The sequence below is a fragment of the Anabaena sp. FACHB-83 genome, from assembly GCF_014697485.1.
GTDB lineage: Bacteria > Cyanobacteriota > Cyanobacteriia > Cyanobacteriales > Nostocaceae > Nostoc_B.
In genome coordinates, this window is the sequence record NZ_JACJRY010000043.1 from 28,918 (window position 1) to 50,535 (window position 21,618).

The window sequence follows — 21,618 nt, forward strand, 5'->3', positions numbered from 1 at the left end:
AACTAAAGTTCCAGGCTCATAGCCAAAGTCCACTCAAGTGGACTGGAATTAATTTCTTGTTGAGTCCTCTTTAGAGGACTTGCACTATGAGACTCGGAATTTATTCCGAGGCGGGACAGATGCGCTCAACTGAGATTTGTGTGTACACTGTAGATTCAAGAGGAGGGGTTAAATAATGTGAGAAATATAACTAATTAACCGGACATAAAATGAAAAGTAAAATTAGGACAGACTATCACAGCCTACCCTATTAAAAATCAAGATACATGATTTTATAGCTCTCTCTACCTTGTCTCCTTTGTCCTCCTTGTCTACCTTGTCAATTTTATTCACGTTTCAAAACAAAGTAGCCATAATAATTACAGTTCTAATCCGCCTTTTTGCAATTTCTTAAATGGATCTAAGATAAAATCGATGACACGACGTTGACGAATAATTACTTCAGCATTTGCTGTTTGACCTGGTGTTAATATAATGCGTTTATCACCAGCTTGGATATAGGTTTTATCTAAAACAATATCCAATTCATAGGTTTCGATAGTGGCTTTGCCTTCACTATCAGTTTGAATTTTCGAGCTTGGTGAAATCCAATGAACGCGCCCTTGAATAACTCCATAATCCTGGAAGGGATAGGCATCAAATTTGACTTTGACAGGCATACCAACTTTCAAGAAGCCACTTTGTTGGCTGGGCATTTGGGCTTTGATAATCAACTCACTATTCTTAGGTGCAATTTGGGCGACGATTTGTCCAGCTTCGACTACGGGGCCTGGTTTTGTGACTGGTAATTCAAAGATTGTGCCATCAATTGGCGATCGCACTACACGCTGTTCTAGTTGCAGTTTGAATGAGATAATCTGACTCTTGGTTTGGGCAATTTCTGATTGCAGGCTAGTGATTTGGTTCTGCATATCTTTGAGTTGTTCTTGGCTTTTCAGCAGCGCCAGTCTCCCGGCTTGCACTACGCCTTGATAGCTACTTTGCTGTTCTTCGAGGCGGAGTTTTGCTTGCTGAATATCTGCCCAAGCTTGGCTCATAATGGATTGATAGCGGCTCACTTCCTCCTTTAAACTTAATTCTGATTGGGTGAGTTCGGCGCTGGCCTGTTCTCGCAAGCGTTGACTTTCTTCGGCAATTTTTTCTAATTCCACTACTTTAACTTGCGCGATCGCACCTTCGTTTAAAAGTTGACGATAGCGGTCAACTTCCGCGACATCTCGATTAAAACGACTATGCGCTAATTTTTGGTCAATCTGTGTGGAATTAATTTTCTGTCTAGCCTGTTCAACAGTGGCGAGTTTTTCTAATCTTTGCAGGTTATAGCTGCTGATTTTGGCATCAAGATTTTGTTGTGCTTGGTTGACTTGGGCAACTTTTTCTAAGGCTTGGGCTTGGTTTTGTTGTTCTTGAATATTAATCGCCAGCATCAGTTGATTTTTGAGTAATTCCAACTGTGATAGTCGAGTGTTTAACCCTTCTAACTTTGTTTGTGTTTGTTGCAAATCTGTTTGCAATACATCCGAATCTAACTGCATCAAAACCTGTCCAGCTTTCACCGTCGCGCCTTCTTGGACATTGACGGCTTTGACTGCACCTGTAACCGGAACGCCCAATTTTTGCGTTGCACCTTTGGGTTCTAAACGCCCTCTAGCAGAGCCTGTTTCGTCTACTTTAGCGAGCATTGTCCAAGGGATCACAATAGCAGCAAAGGCGACTAGCAGGTACAGCATTGAACGTGTCCAAAGCTTGGGTAAAGCATCGAGAAGTTCTTCTGTACCGTAATACCAATCATTAATTTCAGTTGTCTGGATTGATTCATCGACAACTACATCAGAGTCATCAAACTGGCGAGGTTCATGCTGCTTTGGTTGAGTAAGTATGGATGAGAAATCGGGATAAGAATTTGGCATAGGTAATTCAACAGTTTTCTATTCATGTGCAAATTTCCCAGATACTCAATTTGTTTTTGGAATGATAAAGCAATACAGTTCAGTTAAGACTAAAACTCTTTGTTAAAGTCATTTTTTTTAACGAACCGCAAAGAGCGCAAAGAGCGCGAAGAGAAGAAAAAATTACTAACTGAACCGTATTGACTTAATAAAGGTCAGGATTTACGTACTTAGATTGACGCTTAACAGGGAACAGGGAACAGGTGTAGGTTGGGTGGAGGAACGGAACCCAACATTTTCAAGACTTTGTTGGGTTACGCTATCGCTACACCCAACCTACTATTCTCTTAACTGAACAGTATTACCATACACCCCTAAACCCTTACAGACTTAATGATCAGTCTTTCACTGAATACGAAATAAGTCCTATGTTTGCGCCAGTTGTTGCTGGTTGAGATAAAAATAATGACCTTTTCTGGCAATTAATTCGTCATGAGTGCCACTTTCAACTAATAAGCCGCGATCTAATACCAGAATTAAGTCTGCGTGACGCACGGTGGAAAGGCGATGAGCAATGATTAAACTGGTGCGTCCTTTGAGGATGGTTGTCAGGTTATTTTGAATGATGCGTTCAGATTCAGCGTCGAGGTGACTGGTGGCTTCATCTAATAATAATAAACGCGGATTGCCGAGTAAAGCACGGGCGATCGCAATTCTTTGTCGCTGTCCACCAGATAACATTCCGCCACCTTCACCAATTTGAGTTTCGTAACCCATTGGTAACTGTTTAATAAAGTCATCTGCACCTGCTAAACGCGCCGCTTGGATGATTTCTTCTAAGTGAGCTTCGGGGTGAGCAATGCTGATATTTTCGCGGATTGTGCCGCCAAATAAAAAGGTGTCTTGGTCAACAACGCCAATTTGAGAACGCAGCGATCGCAAAGATATACTAGTCACATCGTGAGCGTCAATTAAAACTTTACCATCTGTCGGCGGATATAACCCCAAAATCAATTTAGATAAGGTAGTTTTGCCCGAACCACTCCGCCCTACTACAGCTACGGTTTGTTGGGGGTTAATTTCAAAACTGAGATTTTCTAAGACATTAATATCACTGTCTGGATGATAGCGAAAGGTGACATTTTCAAACTTAATATGTCCTTGCAATCTGGGTAAAGTCTGCCGGGGATGGTGTTGTAAATCTTCTTCTGGTTCGGCTTCTAAAACATCATTAATGCGCTCGGTCGCAATCATTACTTCCTGTACTTGATTCCACAACACCACCAATCTTTGGAAAGGGCGAATAATATTACCCAAAAGCATATTAAAAGCCACTAATTGTCCGATTGTTAGTTGATTTTGAATTACTAATGATGCCCCAAACCACAGCAATCCTGTACTGACCACGGTTTCAATTGTGGCACTAAAAATTTGCAGTTGATTGCCGACAATTTGCCCACTAAATGTCTTTTTAATCAAATTATTCAACAGTTCTTCCCAATGCCAACGAACTGTTTGCTCAATGGACATCGACCGAATTGAACGAATCCCCGTGAGAGATTGAATTAAATAACTGTTTTCGCTGGCAGTGGCGGTAAATACTTCACGGCTAATGCGGCGGAGAAATGGTGTAGCCACCAGCGCCAACAGCATAAACGGCGGGACAATACATAAGCTAAGTAACGCCATTGATGGGCTGTACCAAAACATCAACCCGACATAAATAAATACTGTCAGTAAATCTAAAGTGATTGATAAAGCTTCCCCAGTCAAAAAACGCTGAATTTTTTGATTTTCTTGGACACGCGAAACAATATCACCAACGTAACGCGATTCAAAAAATGCTAGAGGTAAACGAAAGGTATGTTTGATAAAACCTACCAATAAAGATAAGCTAATCCGATTTGCTGTGTGGTCTAAAAGATATTGTCGCAGTCCATTAATAGCGACGCGGAATAATCCAAAAATTAACAATCCTAAACCCACAGCATTTAATGTCAGGCTGCTTCCTTGAACAATGACTCTATCTAAAAGTAGTTGCGTAAATAAAGGTGTCACTAATCCAAATACTTGAATAAATACCGAAGCAATGAACACTTCTAACAGCACTCGCCAATGGGGTTTAACTAAATCAAAAAACTGCCAAAATTGCAGATTTTCTTCCTCAGCTTCTTTGAGTAAGGTGGTGGGTTGGAGTAATAAGGCGTAACCAGTCCACCCAGCTTTAAATTCACCGACTGTCAGATTGCGTTGCCCGATCGCCGGATCACCAATAATTACCCTTTTTTTGGTAATCTCATAAACAACGACATAATGTTTACCTTCCCAATGAGCGATCGCAGGTAGGGTTTGTTGTGCTAATTTATCCAAACTCGCTTTCACCGGACGAGTCGCAAAACCCACACTCTCGGCGGCGGCTGTCAAACCTCTCAAAGAAGCACCACCACGACTTACATTCGCTAACTCTCGCAGTCGATTAATACTTAAACGCTTACCCCAATAGCGACTCACCATCACCAAGCAAGCTGCACCACAATCTGCGGCACTTTGTTGTTCAAAAAAGGGATACCGCTTCGTCAATCTTCCCCACACATGAGTTGCCCTCACCGTCGGGTTAGGAAAATAAGCTTGACGCAGTTTCTTGGGCTTCGGTGATGGATGCGGTACAGAACTTTCATCCCTTCCTCCCGGTTGGTGAGCGACTTGCCTTGAGCGTTCGCGCAGCGTCTCCGTCAGGAGAAGCCGAAAGGAGCCGAACCACTGCCCCCTGCCTACCTCTCCACTCCCCACTCCCGCCAAATCAGCCAACTGCGGCCAATACGCCACAGCCGTTTGCCAATCAGCATTATGTAGACTATAGACAATGGTTGGTTGTGTAGCTTGCCAACTGCCTTCTTGGGGATATATATAGATGTTGCCGGATGTTAATATCCGTCCGTCAGCGTGGAGTAATTTGCCGCGACGCAATAGCCAAAGTCTAGTATCTTGAAATAATTTGGCTGGAGGTGCGCCAGTATCTAAATTGTGTCGCCGGAAGAGAGATAAAGCCTGAAGCATCTCTTCCACAGAGCCATTGAGGGTAATGGGCGCACTTTGGCAACATAATAAGAGTAAATTCCAAAGTTCTGCTCTTTTTTGCAGGCGATCGCTCATACTAGAATATTTCTGCATCATCGCCTGCAACAGTGCTTCCGGTAAATAGCCCAATTTGAGGTTAACAGAAGCCCTCGCCACGTAAGAACAAAACTCTTCTTCAGGAAACAACGTTGATTCACCAAATGCACCCCCAGTTGTCAGGGTAGTGATTAAGTTATTGGCATTATCCAACAGTCTCACTTTCCCGGCGACAATAATATAAATCCCCGGATTTGCCGTTGTTGCTTGCCAAAATTGTTTAGCAACAGGCGGTTCGACAATTTGCACTTCCGTCAAGCATCTTTCCATATCTTGACTAGATAATGTCTCGCCCAAAGTATGAGTAATTTGTTGTGCTAACTGTTCTTGAGAAAATCCTAATGGCATTTACTAATCTCCAGAAATTAATAGCAAGTCGTATTTGTAGAGACGTTATATACAACGTCCCTGCTGTGGGTGAGGCTAGGGAATGGGAATGCTATTTCTGAAAGCAACTTAGTATAAATAACAAACTAGTACAACAAGGCAAAAGTAAAAAGGCAAAAGGAAAAGAAAGAACAACAATACTACAAGCCTTTTAGCAATTCCTTCTGGTCTATTTATTTACGCCGACCTGTACTAGCCTCCAGCCCCAATACGGTTCAAATAACAAAACTAAATCACAACTAAACCCACAAATAATGAATAAACAAAAAACGAAAAAATGATTTTGGAGGGGGTTTGGGGGACGCAACCGTCCCCCAATCGGGGGCTTGGGGAGCCACTGCGTTGGGCGGCTTTGCCGACTTGAAGCATGTGGCGTGGAGAATCCCCCAAATCTTAGTCTTTGTCTAATAGATAGACCTTCATTACCTTAAATGAACCTTATTGATTTGTCTGCATTAAATTAAATGACCAAGGAAAAGCCGGCTCACTGTGAGTTTGCAAGTCACCAATGGTAATATTGTTATCTTTTGTCTCTTCTGTTTTTTGTTGGTTGGAACTTTTTGGTTTAGTCGAAAGTCCCATTTGTTTGAGTAGACGATTAACATGGCGATCGCTAATCGAAATACCCAATTCATTTGCTAAATGTTTGCTTAACCATTGGGCTGTCCAATAAGTAAATGCGTAGCCATAATCACGCGGACTATGACTTACCAATTCTTTCAATCTGTCAATATATTGAGCATTCACAATTTTTGGTCTCCCAATTGGTCGCTCATTCCATTTATGCGCTAAACCTGCTTCTGCTATACCAATCCAGTAACGTGCCATTTCTTGAGAACAACCCACAATCTCACATATTTGAGTTTGAGATTTACCCATATCCGCCAGCAACATAATTTCAATTCTGCGGAGATATTCTGGCTGTAAATTACTTTGCAAATTTTTCAACAAAGCTTTTCTTTGAAAAGGTGTCAAAAACTTACTATCTTGCAGATCGTAATTTTCCAAACCTTGGTATTTGCTAGAATAGTTTGACATAATTACTACCAGTTATTGTTGACAATTGCTTATTCGATGTGAAGTCAGAATCTGGCAATGATGAAGGGATAAATTTACTCTTGAAAACCTGTTGATTGGGAAGACTGACTTCTGACTGATGGAAAATGAAAACTTTTAGCCGACGTTGAATGTTTGCCCCTTGAATTTACGAATAATCAGGGGAATTTTTCATATTGCATTTGTTTGGACAATCTAGATTTATACAGCAGATTCGATGTTTATGAGGTACAGCAACTGATTGAGAAAAGTAATGAGTAATGAATAATGAGTAATGAGTCAGAAATTTACTGATTACTCATTACTTAATACTCATGGTGTACCTCACTTACTTCAAAAGTGCTGTATGTAAATAGCTGCTACTAAAATCGTCAAATTACAAGTATTTCTAGTAGCAACTATTCTACCTGTAGAGAAAAATTGTGTTAAAAACTGCGCTCCCCAATTGTGAGCGCAAAGCATTGAGCAGTAGTAGTTTATAAACCTGACAAAATATTTAGCCAGCATAGCTGTTGTTTGCCTCAATAAACAGCAGTTTCTGGTAAACACCTAAACAAAATCAACTATGAACTAGTAAGACTGAATAATTTGGCCAACTTTCCTATAGTTTGGTGTAACGCTGGTATTAGTTTCACAAAATTGCTTGATGAGTATAAGAAAGTAAGCTAGAAGAGAAATTTTGCCGAAAACCTGTGGTTCCTCACTTTGTTAAGTTAGCCTAACTGTTATTCTTTTAAGAATTTTTCTAAATATAGTCAATAGGTTTTATGAAAAAAAGATGAACTTCATGAAAAAAATATATTTTCTTTATTGAAAGTTTAATAATTAGATTTATGTCAAATAAAATAACCAATATTTAGGACAAAAAGTACATTAAAAAAGATGCGAGTGTTTTATACGTAACAGGACTTACGCACCAAGATTGTCTATGAAGATTGGGTGTAAGGGTTTTAGATACATACACCCCTATACCCTCGCCAAAACCCTTAATTTTTCGTTTTTATGCGTAAGTCCTACAGGATATTATGGCCGATTAATCCGAATCAATTCAGTCAAGATACTATCCAAGCTACCATTAACTTGAATTTTTTCAATTTTCTCGGCAATTCGCTCTAGTATTTCTAATTCTTTCAACCGCAATGCAACCGGGTTATCTTCCATAACTCTGGCGGTATTTAACATACTGCGAGTTGCAGCAGTTTCTTCACGCCGACGCACTACGTTAGCTTGGGCGGCTTTTTCCGCTTCTACTACTTTGCTCAAGATAGTTTTAATTTCTCCAGGCAGAATAATATCTTTTACCCCTACTGAATCAACTTCAATTCCATAGTCGGCGGTTTTTTGACGGATATATTCAGAAATACTTCTGTCAATTGCGCCTTTATCTTCTAGTAAAGCATCTAAGGTTCTTTCACCAACTGCGCCACGCAAAGCAAACTGAGCTTCTTTATACAAGTAACCAACAATATCTGACAAGCCATTTTTGGCTCTCAGAGGGTCGATGATGCGGAAACCAGCCGTTAAATTCAAGCGCAATGGTACTTTGTCTTTAGACAAAATGTCTTGGCCAGAAACTTCTAGAGTTTGCTGACGCAGGTCAAAAACTTCGGTTTGCAAAGAACGCCCAAATAGCCACCAGACGTGCATTCCCGGTTGCAGTTGAGTTTGAAACTCTTGATTGATATACAGTAACCCCAGGTGTTGTGCAGGTACTTCGCAAATATGCAAGAAGTTGCGACTCAAAGCCAGAGTTTCTGGTAAACCCGAAACTAATTCAGCAATTAAACGTGGTGGTAATGTTGCCTCGGTGTTGATGTCAACTACTTCTATTTCTACACCTTGCCAAAATAGTTTGCGGCTACATGGTTTGAGGATAGCAATTACTTTACCTTGATAACGTGCGATCGCTACTTGTTGATTTTGTAATTGTACTACCTCACAATAAGCCGCCACAAACTCAGGATGTCGCTCAATTAGCACATCCTCTAAAGGAAAATCAGGATTTGGCAAAATCCGGCTGAGAGTCCGCACTGTCACATCTCTATCAACAGCCCAGAAAGCATACTCCCCAGGTTCTAGCGGCTGTACAAAGTTATTCTGTACATACAGCAAACCAATCTCATACTCAGAAATGAGAAATTTCTTGATTCCATTCAACGCAATTCCGCGTAATTGTTGAACAAACTCCGCAGCTAAAACTAAACTTTGATTCAAGTTAAATAGATGAGTTTCTACCTCAATAAAACCACGCCAAAAAGCCCGGAGTTGGTTTGGCGGAATACTCACCCAAGTTTGTCCCCAGTGGACTAAAGCCGCTTGACCGAAACCAGTTCTCACAACTATAAGATGTTCCTGTAACTCAGAACTGTGATTTCGCAACAATAGTTCTAAGTTATCAATCTTCGCCTCTGGTTGATTGAGGTCATAGGTTTTAACTTGCCAATGCTTACCAAAATAAGTGTAAGTACCGGGCTGCAAAATTTTCTTAAAATCACTACGGTGATATAGAATACCGATTTCGTGAGGTTTGATATAAAAAGTTTTCCACATAGTAATTTGCATAGATAACTGGGGAAGTTTTCGCCCCTGACGCAGATTGAATAAAAACATTTAGCAGTTCCACTTGTGTACTGATGTATAAAATTGCCCAGAACACACCGTGATTGAGCTAATAAGTTTTTAACATCTGTAATATATATACTACATTGTAATTTTAAACTTCGCAAATGTAAAATGTTATTTACTATACCCATTCTCCAAAATTTCGATATACATACAAAAACTTGTAGGGGTGAACACCTGTTCACCCCTACAAGTTCATACGTAGCAATTAAAATTATCTAGAAATTAATACCAGCCATTATTACCTGATTCTGGAATCACAGCATAAGCATCAATTTCAAACAACATCTCATCAAGCGCCAATCGAGGAACAGGAATGAGTGTGTTTGCGGGTGGTTTATTCCCCCACAAATTACCAATTTCGCGTCCTAACGGAATTAATTTTTCTTGGGTGTGATTTACTATCAAAACAGTTGTTTTGACTACATCTTGTGGTCTTGCACCAGCCGCATTTAAGGCAAAGCGCAGATTTTGAAAAGCTTTGACTAATTGTTCTTCATAATCATTGGAGATTACATTACCTTGTAAATCTGAACCAAATTGGCCAGAAATATACACGGTTCTTGTTCTTGGTGGTGTAATCGCTATGTGACTATAGCCATTTTGAGGTGCGTTATATAACGTTGGTGGATTCAGCAACGTCACATCTCTATTTCTGTTACCTTGCGCGACTACTTCCTTTTGGGTTCCTGCTGCAACTATAGCAGTACCTAATCCGCTACCTCCTAGCCACAAAAGAGCATTTCTGCGTGAAAATTTTGTCACTATTGAATTAACCGCACGAGTGATACGTTGAGTCATTGAAGTTCCTTCGATTAAATGATCTATTTTTGACTAGGCTATGCTTATATTATGTGGTTAATTGGACTCAAAAATCACGTCTTTTTTCAAAAGTTGAGTGCAATTACGCAGCTAATATACTAACTTTAAAATATCTTTAATATTTGACTAAATTACTTTAGAGTATTTCAAAAAAACGCTACTCTTAGAAAAAAATTGCTGTTACTGGCTTCCTCGGAAAATTAAGGATTTTTATCTCAGACTATTTTGAATTTTAAATTGTAGATTGAGAAAGAATTTACGGACTTGAAATATCAACACTCAATTTCTCATTTTTTAACTCTGTAAATGTTAGTGTTGACAACTAAAAAAGAGATAGTAAGAGCATTTTTGTCTATAAATGCTCTTACATCATCAATCGAGTTCAAGCTAACAGTTAACCGTAAAACTAAGCCCCGACAGCTTCTTTAGCAGCGTATAGCACCTCAGCATTGATATCTTTGAAACCGCGATCGCGGGCAAATTTTTCAGTATTTCGCTTGACTTTACCGCGCACAAATCCAGGTATTTTATTTAATTCTGCTAAACCATCTTTTGTCCAATTCAAATCAGATTCGGCAGAAATACCTTTCGTAATTACTTCTTTAGTATCGTGTCCACCAAATATTTCTAATAAATGGTCTTCCATTCCTAAAGTAAAGGAATTGTAGATTAAATCGGTGATTTGATTTGTACCTTCGTAGCCTAGAAATGGTTTGTAACCAATGGGGAAGTTTTGGACGTGAATTGGTGCAGCAATTACACCGCAAGGAATATCCAAGCGTTTCCCGACGTGGCGTTCCATTTGTGTACCGAAGATGGCTGAGGGTTCGACTCGTGCGATCGCATCCCCAATTGCGCCATGATCATCAGTAATCAGTACTTCGTCGCAATATTCGCTTACCTGTTCGCGGAACCAGTCAGCATCATATTTGCAGTAAGTTCCTGCCCAAACTACATGAATCCCCATTTCTCGTGAGAGAATTTTGGTAAGGGCGGCGGCGTGGGTGTTGTCGCCAAATACCACAGCTTTTTTACCAGTCAAATTCTGACAGTCAATCGAACGGGAAAACCAAGCCGCTTGGGAAACATACAAGGTTTGCTCGTTGATATATTCTTCATAGTCAACATTTGCGCCTTGTTCGTTAATTACCTGTTGAATTTTGCGGATGCAACGGGCAGTTTCTACCACACCCATTGGGGTAATATCTACGCAAGGTGTTCCGAATTCTGCTTGTAAGTAATTAGCTGTCATTACACCTAGTTCCCGGTAAGGAACCAAGTTAAACCAAGCCTTGGGTAAATTCTTTAATTCATGAACAGAAGCACCTTCGGGAATGACGGCGTTTACCTCAATTCCCAAATCACCCATAAGTTTTTTCAGTTCTGTACAGTCGTGGTTGTTGTGAAAACCCAGGGTAGAAATACCAATGATGTTAACTGATGGCTTTTCGGTTTTGGTTGTCGGTAGTTCGCCTTTTTTGCGGGCTTTTTCAATATAGTATTGAACGATTTGATGTAGAGTGCGATCGCCTGCTTGCAATTCATTGACGCGATAATGGTTCACATCCGCCAACATGACATCGCCTTTGGCTTCTAGCTGCGCCCGTTCGACGAAGTTTTGTAAGTCTTCTTGCAAAATGCTAGAGGTGCAAGTGGGAGTTAACACAATCAAATCGGGGTGTTCCTCTGCATCTTTGCGGGTAATATTGTCAACCACCTTCTCTTGCGAACCGCGTGCTAATACGTGGCGATCTACAACACTGGCTGTCACTGGGGTAAAATCTCGCTCCCGTGAGAGCATGGAACGCATAACGTTAAAATAATCATCTCCGAGGGGAGCGTGCATAATCGCATGAACGTTTTTAAACGAAGTAGCGACTCGCAAAGTACCAATGTGGGCTGGGCCTGCGTACATCCAGTAAGCCAATTTCATCAGGCGTTCTCCCTTGTGAACAAAATCAGAGGTGGACTATGATTGCGAAATTATTAGTCTTTGATTGTCCCAAAACTTGTAGCGTGGAAGAAATAGGACTATTTACTAGTTGATTGGTGTCAGAATCGCTGAAACCTTTGTGATGATTAGATTTTAGCTTTTAAGTTAAACAACATATATATTGTTTAAGGAAATAATTCTTAGTCTTATGCAAATCTTGTTAGCAAGATAAAGCTGTTATTTAATATTTATTCATAAACTCTGGGCAAGTATTCTTAATATTTCTACATATATTTTGGCATGAGAAGTGCGATCGCTATCTTTAAAGAACCAGAGTATTTGATATTACATCATTTCAAATCTTGCACTAAAAGAGGGTTGAGCGAAGTCGAAACCCGCCAATCTCAAGTTAAATTTAACTTAGTCCTTATACCTATTTAATAATACTGATGAGTAATTTTACATGAGTCATCAAAGCAAAACCTTTCAAACAGTCAATGAAGCTTATCAGTTTCTAGAGGAATTGGGAGCTTTACCAAAACTGATACTTCACGTTAAATTAGTTGGCGAAGCTGCTGATTTGCTCATCTCAAAATTGTATGAATTACAGGTGCAGTTTGATGAAAGTTTTTTGCGGTTGGGTGTAGCGTTTCATGATGCAGGTAAAATTATTCATCCAGAGGAATTGACAGCTAAAGGTATCAATCACGAAGCTGATGGTGAGAATTTACTCATCAAAAATGGAGTTGATTCAACTCTGGCGCGTTGCTGTCGTTCTCATGCTCAATGGCAAACAATGGAATGTTCTTTTGAAGAGATATGTGTTGCCTTAAGCGATACACTTTGGAAAGGCAAGCGTAACAATCAATTAGAAGATTTATTTATGAAGATGTTAGTAAAAAGATGCCATAAAGAGTATTGGGATATTTTTATAGAAATGGATTCTTGTTTTGAAAAAATTGCTTCTGATGGTCATTTAAGACTAGTGCGTAGTCAAGCCGTATAAAAAATAAGAATGTATAGATTCATAATCTTGTGCCTCATTCGTGAAGAACTAGATTCCCGACTTCTTCAAGAAGTCGGGGATCTGCGAGTATTTGATAGTTATTCAGGTAAATTAATCACAGGATTACGGCTAAAGAAACCGCGTGGAAATAACTTAAAACCAACACGATGAACAGGCATTACCGGCCAGTCTTCAGGACGGGGTACGTGTGTCATTCCCATCGTGTACCAAACTACAATGTCTTGATTTGTTAATGACTCATTGTCAGCAATATATTTTGGTAAACCTTCTTTTGGTTGGCTTTGATTGGGATAATTACCACCTGCATAAAGTTCATCTGGTTTATATTTTGTTACCCAAAAATGATGTGTAGCAAATTCGGCGCGTTTGCGAATTTCTGCACCTTCAGTTGGGAAAAATATGGTGTTTCCAGTTGGCATTAACATATATGCAGTTCCCACGCCGAGAGTATTCTTTTTATCGGTGCTGCTAATCATCCATTCTCGGCTATGTTTGGTATCAACATCACGGACGGCAGCTTTTTCTGTGGTTAATGGTGTGTTTTCTACTGCGATCGCATTTCCTATAGGATTTTTACCACTAATTGGTACAGAGTTAACATTCATCTCTGTGACAGAATTTGCCTGTCCGTCTACATCCATGTCAAGGCGGTAATTAAAAAAGTGTTGATGATTTACCCCAAAAATATTTTTAGCCAGTAACCGTCCATAGGAATTATCAAAAGATTCTGTTTCTAAATTTGTTCCTTGCGCTAGAACAATTCCGCTTAATTCGTTTTGAACTTCTAAAGTACCGTCTTGGTGAAAAATCCAATTCAGGCTGTAATCATAATTATCAATTGTCGCCGTTATAGTTAACACTAACTCCCGATTGCGGCGGACATCATTACGCTGAGTATCATATCCATAATGTTTCCAGAGAATACCATTATCACGCTCATAAATACCAACAACTCGCGGCATTGTCACAGGTTCGCCTTGTTCGTTGGCAAATATCGCATCTAATAAAACTCCATTGCTGGGGATATCTTTACCCAACTCCAGCGCATTCGCTAACACACCAAAGTTATATTCACCAACATCAAAAGCATTGCGAAATGACCAAGTAGGATCAGGATCACCATAAGGGACTACCATTTCTGATAGGCTACCACGATATAAAACTCGTCGCAGATTTTCCCCATCTTGGTAATTTACTAAATACAACACTAAACCATCACGCGGGTGCATTAAATAGCGAAACTTCCAACCTTGCCAACTAATTTCATTTCCATTAATTTGGAAGGTTTTACCATAAGGCTGAAAAAATTTTAACGGTTTTGGTGGTGTGAGTAATTTACCCAAAGATTTTAGATCATAGTCCCACTTTTCTTTAGAGAATGGTACGATGCCTCTATCTATTATACTGACGACTTTACCTGTATTTAAATTAACTGTCGCTAGTACACCTTCAATGGGACTACCGTAATAATTCCAGTTATCGCCTCGATAATAAGATAATCCACGCACCAAGCGATCGCCTGTTGATTCTTCCTGTTTACTTAAGATTCCCGCCGCCCAACAACTAACTTTAACATCATCAAAATCTTTAATTTCCCTTCGTTGCATGGCTTTTTGCCATTTTTCATCAGCTTTAACAATTTGAGATGTTAAGGCACATTCTGTATAACCTAAAGCTGGTTGAGCATTGGCTATTTCTTGCCAAGAATTAAGGGATTGCTGTTTTACGTCAACAATACCTTCGTAGGTTTTGTTTTGTAAACGTTCGTATACTACTAAAAAAGCTTGCCGTTGAACTTCTTGATTGGGTGTGAAATTTAAAACTTCCTGTTTATCTGGTTCTTTTAAAGCCACAATCGAAAAAATAGCCGTGTCGCTTAACGATTTTGCTTTTTTAACTACCTCAACGGCTGTGGTAATTTCTGTTTCTGTTAACGGCGTTAAAGGGTGTAAAATCTGCGGTTGTTGAGCAGAGACTTTACTTATTAGTCCAAAAAATATACTCAGGCAGATAATAATATTAATGGCTAAAACAGCGAACCGCAGTTTCTTCATCATCTGTAACTAGCAAACAAAGAACTTCTATTTATTCATTTCTCAGTATGAACTATATAAATCCGGTTTGATTGCTGAATGTATTTGTGTAGGTGCAGATATTAGTCTTATATAAAACCGATAGATTTTGCGATCGCACTTTTGTTTTAATCCCCTTGTGGGGAATTAGTGGTTAGAAACCGTCTTAATGGAAGTAGTTCACGAATCTTGTGTCTTAGTTGTTTCAATCTCCGTGAGGGGAATTAGTAGTTAGAAACGAAAAATAGGCTTTTGTCTGAATTTCGCTTAATTTGTTTCAATCCCTGTGAGGGGAATTAGTAGTTAGAAACTTGTTTCATACCCGCGCTACGCCAGTTAGAAACTTGTTTCATACCCGCGCTACGCCTAATGTTTCCGGCGTTTCAATCCCCGTGAGGGGAATTAGTAGTTAGAAACTTTTTCGAGTTCGTATAAATCGTATTCTTGATTGGTGTGGTTTCAATCCCCGTGAGGGGAATTAGTAGTTAGAAACAATAGTAAAGCTAAGAACAAAGCGCAGGGGCTGACAGTTTCAATCCCCGTGAGGGGAATTAGTGGTTAGAAACGATCCACAATCTCGTCCTTGGCAACCATTAACACCATAGTTTCAATCCCCGTGAAGGGAATTAGTGGTTAGAAACCAGTGGCAAGAGTTAGCCGCTTTGGTCGCGCTAATTGGTTTCAATCCCCGTGATGGGAATTAGTGGTTAGAAACGTTAGTGTGCCGGTCGGTATGGTTGCTGGTGGAAAGTTTCAATCCCCGTGATGGGAATTAGTGGTTAGAAACCCCGCCGTACTGAAACCGATACGGAGCAAGGTTTTTGGGAAGCAATTTGACGAATCTCAAAAAGATGTCAATTTCAGCCGTCATAATTGCGACTAATTCTCAACTTACCAGATATATGAAACGCTGTAATTATTTTGTTGTCAAGGTTCTGGCGATTTTGACGAATCCCCAGGGTTTTTAGCCCCCGCTTTGATTTGTCAACCATCAAGTTAATACAAACATGATACAGTGACCAGTCAGGTTTGTCTAGTACTCATGGTATCTACTTAGTTGACGATGCGGATGAGTTACGCAGAGGGAGAAAAAATCAAGGATTGGGGTAAGGGTGTAGGAGAGGATGTTTTAAAAGCCCTGTTGTTGGTAGCCAAACATTTTAGATCCCCCTAAATCCCCCTTAAAAAGGCTACGGTGTACACACAAGTCTTGAAATCCTAGCCAAAGTTTGGTTTTGTCGTCTAGCTTTCGGTTTTGCGATCGCTCTGGAAGCCTGTCATTGCGTTCGCGTAGCGTCTCGTAGACAAGCAATCGCCAAAATTACGGGATTATGCGATTACTTCGCTCCGTTATCACTGCGCTCGTAATGACAATTCAAGGGGTCTATAACGCAATACAGTTCCGTTAAGGCAAAAACTTAGACTGGTGTAGGTTGGGTGGAGGAACGGAACCCAACATTTTCAAGGCTTTGTTGGGTTACGCTATCGCTACACCCAACCTACTATTCTCTTAACTTTAAAAGAATCTTAGCCCCCCCTTTTTAAGCTACGGTGTACACACAAGTCGAAAATTTGCCGTATGAAACCGCATCCCGCCTTGAACTAAAGTTCCAGGCTCATAGCCAAAGTCCACAAAGCGTGGACTATAAGACATTTTTAGGTGAGTCATCTTCAGATGACTTTTGCTATGAGACTCGGAATTCATTCCGAGGCGGGACAGATGCACTACACGAATATTTGTGTGTACACCATAGCCTTTTTAAGGGGGGTTGGAGGGATCTATAAGTATCAACAAACACAACTAACCACTTTTAAAATAATCCCTTACCCTTCTTTTTATTGAAATCCTGAACTATGCAGAAACTAAACGGCGTAAAGATTCAGCACGACGTTTAGCGGTGGAATTATTAGGAGCCAATTTGAGAGCTTCTTCGTAACTTTGTAGCGCCTGAGTATTTAATTTTTTGCGCTCATAGGCGTGACCAATGTTATTTAAAGCTACTACATAATCGGGTTTAATTTTCAAAGCTTCTTTGTATTGGCGAATTGCCAAGTCATATTGTTCTTGAGCAAAGTAAGCGTAACCAAGCCCATTGTAAATAGGAGCAGTTGCTTCTTCGCCTTCTTCTTCAGCAGCTTTGAGAGCTTTTTGAAATAACGCGATCGCTTGCACGTACAATTTTTTTTCAGAATAGATACAGGCTAACTCGTAATATTCCTGAGTTGTACCTTTTTCTTTCTCCAGTTTTTTTCGCAGTTTGGAAAATGCACTTTCCAACCTGCGAGTTTTGAGAATTTGCCGAAAAACACTCACAACCGCGAATGTCAGAATTGCCACCACAATCGAGAGGTAAACAACAGCTAGATTATTATCCATCGCCTGCTAAGACAAATATTAAAACTACTTTCTCTATCTATTATCAATCTTAGAGAAGTTAAAAGTTCAGGACTTACGCAAAAGTAACGTAACTCCGTCATTACGAGCGATAGCGAAGTAATCTCCCCTGACGCTGAGATTGCTTCCCTACACTTCGTTTCGGTCGCAATGACATTATCGGCGTTGCGTAAGTCCTAAAGTTAAAAGTTAAAAGGCAAAAGTACAATATCTCTTTTAAGGTAGTCCCCAATATTGGGCGCGTTGCTTCAGCCAACCTTTAACTGTGTAACGGGCGATCGCTTCATTTACATTTCGTCGCAATTCGTCGTATTGTACACCCTTGGGCATCACCACAGATAAAGGCGCTGTTGATAGCTTGGTTGGTAGCAGACGATATTGGGGAGATTGTTTGATCCAACCACTCAGAACACTTGCATCGGCGGCGAAGGCTGTGGCTGTATTATTTTCTAACTTTTCTTGCCCTTCTTGGTAAGATTGGACTCCCACTAACTCAGCCTTGGGGAGATAATAACGTACTTGAGCGATCGCATCAGAATTGTTGAGGACAGCTATTTTACGGTTAGCTAAATCCTGAATTTCTTTAATAGAAGTATCTTTAGTAATCAAGTACGTGCCATCCAAATAATAAGGCACACTGAAACTTACTAACCGGGAACGTGCCTCAGTAGCCGTGACTCTAGCAATAGCAAAATCAACTTGATGCTTTAAGACTACAGATAAGCGATCGCGATTTGCTACAGGCTGTAATTTCACCGCTTCGGCTTTCCCTAGCAAATCGGCGGCTAAACGTTGCGCCAAATCAATTTCCAAGCCTTGAAGATTGCCGTTAGCGTCCCTAAATCCCAAGGGAGGCAAATTATCTTTAACGGCAATTTTAAAATAGCCCCGCCGTTGAATTTCTGGCATTTCTGCGGCAGATGCAGGTAAACCTGTGACTAACAATAAACAGCAGAAAATCACCAAAATTCCGCTAAATAACCCCATATATAACCGATTCAAGGATAAAGGATAAAGGATAAAGGATGAAAAACAGACTTGTTGCTTGATTAATTTTTTCAGCAACGAGCCAAATTTGTGCAAACCCCTTGATTGATTTTGGGGGTAAGTTTCAACCTTCATACTTCATACTTCATCCTTCAAAGGTTATTCATCCGTTAGCACCTTTATTTCGCTTGACTGGCTGCTAATTCAGCAATTTTGCCGAAGCTGGTAGGATCTAAAACTGCCAATTGTGCCAACATCTTGCGGTTGAGTTGGATATCAGCTTTTTTCAAGTTGCCAATCAACTGACTGTAGCTTAAACCATGTTGTCTAGCAGCCGCGTTAATCCGAGTAATCCACAAACGGCGGAAATCACGCTTGCGTTTTTTGCGATCGCGGTAGGCACTACGTAGTGCCTTCATTACTTGCTGGTTAGCAGTTCTAAACAGAGTTGAGTGTGAACCGCGAAAACCTTTAGCTAACTTGAGAATTTTATTGCGGCGTTTACGAGCTACGTTACCGCGTTTTACCCGTGTCATGTTCTAATTCCTAAAAAATTTACTCTACAAATAAGGAAGCATCAAGCGTACGTTTTCTTCGTCGCGCTCGTTGACGATGGCCATTTTGGAAAATTTACGTTTTTTGTTAGTGGTTTTATGTTCTAACAAGTGGTTTTTGAACGCTTTGCGGCGGACGATTTTACCGCTACCAGTAGCGCGGAACCGTTTTGCGGCTGCTTTACGGGTTTTTAGTTTAGGCATTTGCTGGCTTTAATTTGACGATTCGACACAATCTATCATTATATACTATTAAATTTGCTGAAATGCCAAGGTAGTTTCAGAAATTAGGGAGTGGGGAATGGGGAGTGTACTTCGACTGCGCTCAGTACCCAGGGAGTGGGAGAGAACAAGATCCCCGACTTCTCAAAGAAGTCGGGGATCTGAAGTATTGCAAGTTCTTTACTTTACTGAGTACTGAGTACTCTTTTTCTTACTCAGCACTCAGCACTCAGCACTCTTCATTGAGGAACTTTCAGGTTTTCTGCGCCTTGGGTAACTTTCGCAGAATCAATGCGATCGCCTTGTTGAATTTTGTTGACGACATCAAAGCCTTGGGTGACATAGCCAAATACAGCGTAGTTACCATCCAAGAAACCCAAATCAGCCAAAGCAAAATAAAACTGCGAAGAAGCTGAATCTGGCATTTGCGATCGCGCCATTGCGATCGCACCTTGTTTATGGCTTAACTCTGGTACTGTCTTTACACCTGCCATTTCAAAGGTTTTACTGTAAATTGGGGCAGCTTCACCCTTGGGTTTGATTTCTAAAGGTATATAGCGTTCATTGCCAGATTTCGGGTCAATATAACCGCCTGTTCCCAATCTATCAGCAGGAAATTTCGGGTCTTTCCCTTGGGGATCACCGCCTTGAACAACAAACGGCTGCGGATCACGTACCACTCGATGGAATGCCAACCCATCGTAAACACCTTTTTGGACTAAATCGACAAAATTACCTGCGGTAATCGGCGCATTTGTACCATCTACTTCGATAGTGATGGGTGAACCTTTCACCGTCATCACTACAGTAGCTTTACCTTCAAGCCTTGGTAAATTACTCATTCCGGGAATACTCTCACTTGTTGTTTCAGGTACAGGCGTTGCTTCAGTAGTTGTATTACTAGTTTCGGTAGCTGTTCCTGTTGGAGAAGAAGTGCTAGAGCTAACTTGCTGTGTAGAACATCCTCCCAACATTAAAGCAGCGACCATCAAAAAGGTAACTAAAAATTTTGTAACTTTTAACCGCATTTTCAGGTACTGACTCAACCAGAGTATCTTAGCCTCTCAAGTGAATAAAGTTAAAAGGTAAAGGTAAAAAGTAAGCCATTGCGGTGGACGGGTTTCCCGGCATAAAGCAAATGGCGAACCCGAAGGGCAAAAGATTATTTTCTTTTAACTTTTGCCTTTCTACTTTTTACTTAATTAAAGTCCTTCCAATGGAACTTGCAAAAAGCGGGCTAATTCTGCACCTTTGGTTTCTATTTCTGTCAAAGACAGGGGTTGACCGACTCTTGTTAAAGGAACATCGCGCCGTCCCTTAATTCTGAGGTAAACTGCACGCTTAGGATTTAAACCTTCTTTAATGTCTAATCTTACAGATTGGACATCACGAATGCGGGCAGAAATTTCAATGCGGCGGTTTTTGCCAGGGAACCCCCAGCGAAAAATTTTAACGGTGTCAGTTTCGTGGTTAAACTCGTTGTAACCACCGCCCACATCTAATAAAATCATCAGCCACAGGAATAAAGCTAAAAGTACACCAGCAGTGCCATACAAGCCCATAACTAAACCTTGGGGTAAGAACACTAATTGAGTCGGATCGGTGACTAATAGCAAATTGACGTGCAAATAACTCGATATACCAGCTAACAAAAAGCCTGTGGCTCCTAAAGTTACAATAGTTGCCCACCAGTAGTTACTCAACCGACGAGAACCGAGAACTTTTTGATGTAACACGCCCGAAGAAGCGCGATCGCCATTAGAATCGCCTTGGTTAATTGTTGTTGATACGGTCATGGAACTACTTTGTGAATGGTCAAGGGTCAAGGGTCAAGGGTGATTTTTCCCTTGCCATTAGTTATTCTCTCTCATTTCCACCCCTTCCTTGTCTCCTCCACTCCCCACTAATTCACCAAGCCCTAGCAGGGGTGCAGGGGGAATTGGGGAAATCTTCTCACCTTTTCTCCGAAGCCAGCCACCACGAAAATCTATCTTGGTAGACTACTACTCCCCACTCCCAACTCCCCACTCCCTTCAAAGATAATTGTGATATTTCTGAGAAAAGTTGTGTCAGATTGTAAAATTTCTGATATTCATATTATTTAATAGGTTTGTAATCAATACCAGAATTCCCTGTGTAGTTCAGGCAAAAAACCGAACTAATGTGATAAGTTAAGGATCATTAAGTTACCACAAGCTAGGTTACTAGCCAATGGTACGTGTAATGGCATAACCCTGAGAAATGTCAACTTACTTAGAAGGCAACCTCTCAGAAAATCAGCCGCTTTCAGGCTGCGGGAATTGTCAAAAAAACGTTTATTCCTCAAGAGCGTTGAAATTTTTAGTAAAAAGAGGATTTTAGTCCGATGACCATCGCAGTTGGACGCGCCCCAAGTAGAAGAGGGTGGTTTGACGTACTAGACGACTGGTTAAAGCGCGATCGCTTCGTGTTTGTAGGTTGGTCAGGAATATTACTATT

General features: G+C 40.6%; 15 protein-coding genes and 1 pseudogene. 2 read left to right on the forward strand and 14 right to left on the reverse strand.

Translation table 11 applies throughout. The features are described 5' to 3' along the window. Positions 1-359 precede the first annotated feature (359 nt). The 6 genes from H6G79_RS29400 to bchB form a co-directional block, all read right to left on the reverse strand. Positions 360-1,910, reverse strand: a complete 1,551-nt coding sequence (locus H6G79_RS29400; protein ID WP_190590046.1) for an HlyD family efflux transporter periplasmic adaptor subunit — start codon at positions 1,908-1,910, stop codon at positions 360-362. Between the two features lie 405 nt (positions 1,911-2,315). Beyond that, complete coding sequence (locus H6G79_RS29405; protein WP_190590045.1) at positions 2,316-5,411, reverse strand: ABC transporter transmembrane domain-containing protein; 3,096 nt, start codon at positions 5,409-5,411, stop codon at positions 2,316-2,318. Between the two features lie 477 nt (positions 5,412-5,888). Beyond that, positions 5,889-6,488 carry a helix-turn-helix domain-containing protein gene (locus tag H6G79_RS29410; RefSeq protein WP_190595054.1) on the reverse strand — a complete coding sequence of 200 codons (600 nt, stop codon included), beginning with the start codon at positions 6,486-6,488 and terminating at the stop codon, positions 5,889-5,891. Positions 6,489-7,529: 1,041 nt separating this feature from the next. Further along, positions 7,530-9,056 (reverse strand): slipin family protein, encoded by a 1,527-nt coding sequence (locus H6G79_RS29415; protein ID WP_190595063.1) that lies wholly within the window; start codon positions 9,054-9,056, stop codon positions 7,530-7,532. A 297-nt stretch (positions 9,057-9,353) separates the two neighbouring features. Then, positions 9,354-9,929, reverse strand: a complete 576-nt coding sequence (locus tag H6G79_RS29420) for a Rid family hydrolase (RefSeq protein ID WP_190595055.1) — start codon at positions 9,927-9,929, stop codon at positions 9,354-9,356. A gap of 427 nt (positions 9,930-10,356) precedes the next feature. Continuing rightward, positions 10,357-11,883 (reverse strand): ferredoxin:protochlorophyllide reductase (ATP-dependent) subunit B, encoded by a 1,527-nt coding sequence (gene bchB / locus H6G79_RS29425; protein ID WP_190595056.1) that lies wholly within the window; start codon positions 11,881-11,883, stop codon positions 10,357-10,359. A gap of 463 nt (positions 11,884-12,346) precedes the next feature. Between bchB and H6G79_RS29430 the strand changes: the two genes are divergently transcribed. Continuing rightward, the gene (locus H6G79_RS29430) at positions 12,347-12,889 is read left to right on the forward strand and encodes an HD domain-containing protein (RefSeq protein ID WP_190595057.1); all 543 of its coding nucleotides are present in this window, start codon (positions 12,347-12,349) and stop codon (positions 12,887-12,889) included. 98 nt (positions 12,890-12,987) lie between these two features. On the opposite strand, the gene H6G79_RS29435 is transcribed toward H6G79_RS29430, so the two are convergent. The 8 genes from H6G79_RS29435 to H6G79_RS29465 form a co-directional block, all read right to left on the reverse strand. Then, positions 12,988-14,967 carry a primary-amine oxidase gene (locus H6G79_RS29435; protein WP_190595058.1) on the reverse strand — a complete coding sequence of 660 codons (1,980 nt, stop codon included), beginning with the start codon at positions 14,965-14,967 and terminating at the stop codon, positions 12,988-12,990. Positions 14,968-16,528: 1,561 nt separating this feature from the next. After that, positions 16,529-16,651 (reverse strand): hypothetical protein, encoded by a 123-nt coding sequence (locus tag H6G79_RS37515; protein WP_277877372.1) that lies wholly within the window; start codon positions 16,649-16,651, stop codon positions 16,529-16,531. Positions 16,652-16,834: 183 nt separating this feature from the next. Continuing rightward, positions 16,835-17,359: a tetratricopeptide repeat protein gene (locus H6G79_RS29440; protein WP_190595059.1), complete on the reverse strand. Its 525-nt coding sequence runs from the start codon at positions 17,357-17,359 to the stop codon at positions 16,835-16,837. A 234-nt stretch (positions 17,360-17,593) separates the two neighbouring features. Next, on the reverse strand, positions 17,594-18,364 hold the full coding sequence (locus tag H6G79_RS29445; protein WP_190595064.1) for a transporter substrate-binding domain-containing protein: 771 nt from the start codon (positions 18,362-18,364) through the stop codon (positions 17,594-17,596). A gap of 179 nt (positions 18,365-18,543) precedes the next feature. Next, complete coding sequence (rplT, locus tag H6G79_RS29450) at positions 18,544-18,900, reverse strand: 50S ribosomal protein L20 (RefSeq protein WP_190595060.1); 357 nt, start codon at positions 18,898-18,900, stop codon at positions 18,544-18,546. Between the two features lie 24 nt (positions 18,901-18,924). Beyond that, on the reverse strand, positions 18,925-19,122 hold the full coding sequence (gene rpmI, locus H6G79_RS29455; RefSeq protein WP_062289269.1) for a 50S ribosomal protein L35: 198 nt from the start codon (positions 19,120-19,122) through the stop codon (positions 18,925-18,927). A gap of 257 nt (positions 19,123-19,379) precedes the next feature. Then, positions 19,380-20,168 carry a peptidylprolyl isomerase gene (locus H6G79_RS29460; protein WP_190595061.1) on the reverse strand — a complete coding sequence of 263 codons (789 nt, stop codon included), beginning with the start codon at positions 20,166-20,168 and terminating at the stop codon, positions 19,380-19,382. A 174-nt stretch (positions 20,169-20,342) separates the two neighbouring features. Further along, a complete protein-coding gene (locus H6G79_RS29465) occupies positions 20,343-20,936 on the reverse strand; it encodes a photosystem I assembly protein Ycf4 (RefSeq protein WP_190595062.1) in 594 nt (197 codons plus the stop codon). A 569-nt stretch (positions 20,937-21,505) separates the two neighbouring features. Between H6G79_RS29465 and H6G79_RS29470 the strand changes: the two are divergent. Continuing rightward, positions 21,506-21,618 (forward strand): annotated as a pseudogene (locus H6G79_RS29470) (photosystem II D2 protein (photosystem q(a) protein)); the annotation flags it as partial.

Bases quoted from the DNA above. Each gene is read 5' to 3' on its own strand.
- H6G79_RS29400 (WP_190590046.1), bottom strand. From the start codon at position 1,910: ATGCCAAATTCTTATCCCGATTTCTCATCCATACTTACTCAACCAAAG.
- H6G79_RS29405 (WP_190590045.1), bottom strand. From the start codon at position 5,411: ATGCCATTAGGATTTTCTCAAGAACAGTTAGCACAACAAATTACTCAT.
- H6G79_RS29410 (WP_190595054.1), bottom strand. From the start codon at position 6,488: ATGTCAAACTATTCTAGCAAATACCAAGGTTTGGAAAATTACGATCTG.
- H6G79_RS29415 (WP_190595063.1), bottom strand. From the start codon at position 9,056: ATGTGGAAAACTTTTTATATCAAACCTCACGAAATCGGTATTCTATAT.
- H6G79_RS29420 (WP_190595055.1), bottom strand. From the start codon at position 9,929: ATGACTCAACGTATCACTCGTGCGGTTAATTCAATAGTGACAAAATTT.
- bchB (WP_190595056.1), bottom strand. From the start codon at position 11,883: ATGAAATTGGCTTACTGGATGTACGCAGGCCCAGCCCACATTGGTACT.
- H6G79_RS29430 (WP_190595057.1), top strand. From the start codon at position 12,347: ATGAGTCATCAAAGCAAAACCTTTCAAACAGTCAATGAAGCTTATCAG.
- H6G79_RS29435 (WP_190595058.1), bottom strand. From the start codon at position 14,967: ATGATGAAGAAACTGCGGTTCGCTGTTTTAGCCATTAATATTATTATC.
- H6G79_RS37515 (WP_277877372.1), bottom strand. From the start codon at position 16,651: ATGACTCACCTAAAAATGTCTTATAGTCCACGCTTTGTGGACTTTGGC.
- H6G79_RS29440 (WP_190595059.1), bottom strand. From the start codon at position 17,359: ATGGATAATAATCTAGCTGTTGTTTACCTCTCGATTGTGGTGGCAATT.
- H6G79_RS29445 (WP_190595064.1), bottom strand. From the start codon at position 18,364: ATGGGGTTATTTAGCGGAATTTTGGTGATTTTCTGCTGTTTATTGTTA.
- rplT (WP_190595060.1), bottom strand. From the start codon at position 18,900: ATGACACGGGTAAAACGCGGTAACGTAGCTCGTAAACGCCGCAATAAA.
- rpmI (WP_062289269.1), bottom strand. From the start codon at position 19,122: ATGCCTAAACTAAAAACCCGTAAAGCAGCCGCAAAACGGTTCCGCGCT.
- H6G79_RS29460 (WP_190595061.1), bottom strand. From the start codon at position 20,168: ATGCGGTTAAAAGTTACAAAATTTTTAGTTACCTTTTTGATGGTCGCT.
- H6G79_RS29465 (WP_190595062.1), bottom strand. From the start codon at position 20,936: ATGACCGTATCAACAACAATTAACCAAGGCGATTCTAATGGCGATCGC.